The organism is Mesotoga sp. UBA5825 (assembly GCF_002432955.1).
Classification (GTDB): Bacteria; Thermotogota; Thermotogae; order Petrotogales; family Kosmotogaceae; genus Mesotoga.
The window spans coordinates 1-5134 of sequence record NZ_DJHG01000062.1 but is presented as its reverse complement, the minus strand read 5'-3'; the positions used below and the strand labels follow the sequence as shown (position 1 = coordinate 5134).

At 47.2% G+C, this 5134-nt stretch carries 4 protein-coding genes and 1 pseudogene; all 5 read right to left on the bottom strand.

The window, feature by feature from the left end:
* Window positions 1–501: pseudogene (locus B3N33_RS05750) on the bottom strand (alpha-N-arabinofuranosidase); the annotation flags it as partial.
* A 33-nt stretch (window positions 502–534) separates the two neighbouring features.
* Window positions 535–2445 carry an alpha-L-arabinofuranosidase C-terminal domain-containing protein gene (locus tag B3N33_RS05745; RefSeq protein ID WP_414674181.1) on the bottom strand — a complete coding sequence of 637 codons (1911 nt, stop codon included), beginning with the start codon at window positions 2443–2445 and terminating at the stop codon, window positions 535–537.
* A gap of 50 nt (window positions 2446–2495) precedes the next feature.
* Window positions 2496–3788 (bottom strand): endo-1,4-beta-xylanase, encoded by a 1293-nt coding sequence (locus B3N33_RS05740; RefSeq protein ID WP_292590691.1) that lies wholly within the window; start codon window positions 3786–3788, stop codon window positions 2496–2498.
* A 128-nt stretch (window positions 3789–3916) separates the two neighbouring features.
* Window positions 3917–4795: a carbohydrate ABC transporter permease gene (locus B3N33_RS05735; protein WP_214061144.1), complete on the bottom strand. Its 879-nt coding sequence runs from the start codon at window positions 4793–4795 to the stop codon at window positions 3917–3919.
* A 4-nt stretch (window positions 4796–4799) separates the two neighbouring features.
* Window positions 4800–5134, bottom strand: a 335-nt coding sequence (locus tag B3N33_RS05730; RefSeq protein WP_292592449.1) for a carbohydrate ABC transporter permease, incomplete at its 5' end; no start/stop codon positions are given.

Below are 5134 nucleotides of genomic sequence, written 5' to 3'. Positions count from 1 at the left end.
TCCCCAGTACTTAACATGGTAGGGCTCTGGATGGCCATTTTCTCTTCTCATTCGAGCGAATTTCGTCGGGGTGTCTAGATTGCAGTATTCTAGCCAGGCCATTGCTTCGTCTAGAGTCGCCGTTCCTAGACTAACGGCCAGATATGGCTCGGCATCGATTTCGCGACAATACTCTATGAATTCATCAGTCCCAAATCTGTTTGACTCCACACCTCCCCAGATGTAATTCAGAAGTTGAGGGCGTTTTTCGAGAGGGCCCATGCCGTCTTGCCAGTGGTAGGCAGACACAAAGTTTCCGCCAGGCCATCTTAAGATGGGACATTTTATGTTCTTCACGGCGTCCATGACGTCTCTTCTGAAACCCCTAGAATCTGATTTTGGTGATTTCTCGTTATAGATGCCGTCGTAAATGCATCTTCCTAGATGCTCTGTGAAGTGACCGTAGATCATATTGTCAATCTTTCCGATCTTCCTAGGCCAGATTTTTACGGCTGTCTGCACTTCATTCCCTCCCCAGTAAATTAGATAATCACTCTATAAGCCAACTGCTTTCAATCTCAGTATCGTTATGGAATTTTCTGCAAAGGTAAAAGTAAACTCGTTTGATAGACCCGATAGATCATATTTCTTGGGCAGTACCTTGTCCGGGTTCTGGAAAGTGTTTTCATCGAAGATGCTGTCGGACGTCATCAGAATGACTTCTCCCTGCCCCCTGATCTCAAGTTTTTCGCCAATTTCGACTCTGACCTCTTTCTCTTCGGGCCATGGATTCACAATCTTTATGATTAAGTTCTCCGTTTCACGATCATACTCGCAGACGTGGTACAGCGACTTGAACCAGTAACCGATAACCTCGAGATTCTCGTCGGTAAGCTCAGAAGGTATTACTACATCTCCGAGATTCTCATTGAAGAGTTTCTGAACATGATAACTTGGTGTTCCATACACTCTTGCGTTGTCGAACCAGATGAGGTCCGGCGTCCACTGCGACCAGCCCGGCCTGTTGAATAGGGGCGCGTAAGCCGCCATAAAAACTATGTCTGAATTGCGTTCAAGGCCAGTCATCAAAGCTGCTTCCGCCATTGCTGCTTGAAGGGTGTTCCTTGTCCCGGCCGCGTGGGCTGCGTATTCTCCAAGCATGACCTTTGGACCGGATCTGTCGTACTTGTCGTATCTATCCGTGTTTCTCAACATCCATTCCGGAACGGCATACATGTGCTCATCAAGAATTTCGACTTCGTTTTCTCTTGCCCATCTCCACGCCCTGTTGAATGAAGCTCCTTCATAAGAAGGCGGGCCGCTGAAAACAATGATGATTTCAGGATACTTCGCTTTGACAGCATCTCTGAACATCGGGAAGCGATCATGATATTCCGTGCCCCAATTCTCGTTTCCTATACCAATATACTTGACGTTGAAGGGCTCGGGATGACCAAGCTCGACACGCTTTGAACCCCAGAGTGAATTCTTTGGCCCATTTGCAAACTCTATGAAGTCAAGAACATTTTCAATCCATTCGTCCATCTCATCAATTGGGCAGTACTCGGCTCCCCGAACCTGACACGACATGCCCGAGTTGAAGATTGGTATGGGCTCTGCTTCCAGGTGTTCCGACAGGAGGAGATATTCGAAGAATCCGATGCCGTATGACTGGTGATAGCCCCAGAGGTTGTAGTTTGCCTTCCTCTCTTCTACCGGTCCGATTGTATCCTTCCATCGATAGGCGTTCTCCAGGCTGTCGCCTTCAACGAGGCAGCCGCCCGGAAACCTTACGAAACCAGGCTTAAGCTCTTCAAGCATCTTTAGAAGATCTACCCTCATGCCGTTCCAGTTCTCTTCAGGGAAAAGCGAAATCATGTCCAGGCAAACCTCGCCGGCACCTTTCAATGTAAGTAAAAGCCTGCCATTGCCGCAGTCTTCGGGAATTACGAATTCGACCGAATACTTCTCCCACTCAGCGCCGAAAACCGATCCGAGGCTTGCTTCAACGATTGTGTTGCTCTTCTCATCCGTTAGTAGAACTGTTATTTCACCGCTGTATTCCGAATTGCCTCGAATGAACACGGAAAACTCGTAGCGTTTTCCTTCCTTCAAAGGAATGCCGTCGTAACCGTTGTTGGAAAGCGATACTGATCTGTTTTCGGATTCAATATCAAAAGTCAAGTAATGGGGATTGTTCTCATTAAGCGGCAGGTCCGAGTCAACCGAGAAGGTGGCCTGGCAACCGGTTTCAAAGACTGCAACCCAGCCTTCGAGAGGATCTCTGTGTTCGAAAGATCGATTTCTTACCAACTCAGCGTATAGACCGCCATCTACCGCATGGTTTATGTCTTCGAAAAATACGCCGTAGAGTAAGGGACTTATCTCGGGACCGGGATTGCTGGGATCTATTGTCAGCACATGACCTGTATTCGCAACAAGAGTTTCCGGAATAAGAACCATCATGAGAACAAAGGTATATAAAATGGCGACTGTTTTCATTTAGAGCACTCCATTCATTGCCCGAGAACAAGGGTGAATTCATTCTTCTCACCCTTCTTAACGTCAATAATGAATGTCTCTGACATAGCTCCGCTTTCCACCGAGACCTCGTACTTACCAGCAAAACCGTTGAAAGCCACTTTGCCCGAAATATCCGTCTCGAGACGGACAGAGGTTTTCCATTCTTCGTGTATAAGCTTCTTCAACTCATCAAAGATCGGTTTTATCGAGAGATCGTCGCGCAGAAATCCGCTGCCTGACTGCCATGCCCTGTAGAAATTCCAGTACGTTATTGCCTCGACCGCCGGATGGCTGAAGAAGACTTTGTAGAATATCCTGGCGATCTCGGCCTGTATCTCTTCTGCCTCGCTTATGGAGACGTCGAAAGCATCTATCACGGCCGGAAGAGGAATCTGAAACTCCGATATATGAATAGGTTTTCCCAGCTGAGCCAACTCGTCAATTGCAAGATATATGCTTTCCAAGGATCGCAGCTGACCAAGCAGATCCTGAGCAGTGAAAATATGCGCTTCGGCCCCAATCACATCTATGGGAGTTCCTTCATTTATGAGTTGCCGGGCTCTTGAAATGAAGGCTCGCCTGGTCCGCTCATTCACCAACACCCCGTATTCGTTTAGAACTGTAATGGCGTCGGGGTCGGTTTCCTTAACTATTCTAAACGACTCGGCAATATAGTCCGAACCTATCGAGTCGAACCAGGGTTGAACAATAGGCTCATTAACGACATCCCAGTATTGAATGAGATCCTTGAACTCTTCGACTTCCCTAACAACTCTCGAAAAGAGATATTCCCGTACTTCTGCCCATTGACCGAGCTTTCCTTTCACTTCTACCCAGGCGGGCACACCTACGCTCGGCGGATTCCCCCAAACAAGTGTGTGACCCTTAACCGGGACTTCGTTTTCACCCAGCCATTGGGCGATCTTCTTAGAGGCCTCGGCCAACCGAATTCTTCCTTCTGTGGACTCATAGTCTGCCCAATAGAAGGAGGGAAGAGTGGCGAAGTTGAAGAGCTCAAGATACAAACGCTTATATTCCTGGAGATCTTCCTCGGGCAGTGGTCTGATCCCGAATCTCCTTCCACGGTTGTAACTGGTTTGAGCGTAAGCGTAAAGCAGGTATTCGGGAGCATTTCCGAAGTAGAACTCATGTGAAAGTTGCTTGGCGGACACCGAAATGCTATCTAATTCTTCTCCATCTCTATCTACGATTTCTATCTCAACCTGTACTTTTCTGTCGGTCTCTATCCTTTCTTCGAAAGTGCTTACATCAATATCGATAGGCAAAACACTACCTCCAAAAGATAGACTGCAAACAAGCAAGCCCAAGATCAACAGAAGACAAGTCCTTGGGGTCATTGCTGACTCTTCTTCTCCTATTTTCCGAAAAGACTTCAGTATTTTAGACATGGCATCTACTCCTTTCCAAGAGATCCCAGGGAGATTCCTTTCATCAAGTATCTGTGGAATGCGATGAAAATTATCAGAGATGGGGCGACAGAGAAGAAAGCTCCTGCCATCATAGGCCCAATACCTCTATACGGGTCTCCCCATCCCGCGCTAAACCTTATTAGTGCAATAGGTAGTGTGAACTTATCTGCTTTGCTTAGAATGAGCAGTGGCCAAAGGAAACTATTCCACGAACCCAAAAAGGTCATTAATGAAAGCACTAGCATTGCCGGCTTAATGTAAGGAATCACTATGCTTATTAGGAACCTGAACTTGGAGCAGCCGTCTATCCAGGCCGCGTCCTCCAGCTCTTTGGGAATATCTAGCATATATTGCCTCAAGAGGAAGACGCCAAACGTTCCTCCAAGGCCTGGTAAGATCAGAGCGAGATAGGAGTTTGTTAATCCCATTCCGTTAATTATGAAGAAGTGGGGTATCAAAAACAGCACTGCTGGAAAGGCCAGGACCGCAACATACATCCAGAAGATGAACATTCTTCCCCTGAACCTCAGTCGAGACAACGCGTACGCCGCAGGGACTGAAAGCATTAGAGTAGCCAGTGTTGAGCTCACAGCGACAATCACGCTATTTAATGTCGCCTTTATTAGCGAAAGGCCTCCCGAGGGTGCAAAGATTATTTTGTAGTTCTCGAGTGTTGGGTTATTGGGTATCCATTGCGGGGGAGTTTCAATCACAGCAAGTGTGGTTGACTTCATTGAAGTTGACAACATCCAGAAAATTGGCGCAAACCAGAAAGCTGCAAAGGCCCAGAGAAAAACAGTAATAATCGCTGCAGTCACTCGTTTGCTGAGCTTTTTCTTGTTTTTCGCAACTGTAGAAGCCATTATCTCACCCCTCCGTCGATCGTATCGATTTGGTGACCAGTACAAGTTGAATCACAGCAAAAATCAGTACGATCGCAAATATATACCAGGAAATCGCTGCAGCTCTTCCGAAATCCTGTCTCTCAAATCCAACAAGGTATAGGTAATAAACCAGAGTACGAGTAGTTCCGGCCGGCCCCCCTGCGGAGAGAATGTAAGCCTGATCAAAGAGTCCAAAGGCCAGTATGGCTTGTCGAACAACGTCGAAAAATAGCACGCTCTTGATCCAGGGTAAAGTGATATATAAGAATCTTTTCCACGGGCCTGCGCCATCTAGTTTTGCCGATTCGTATTGTTCGG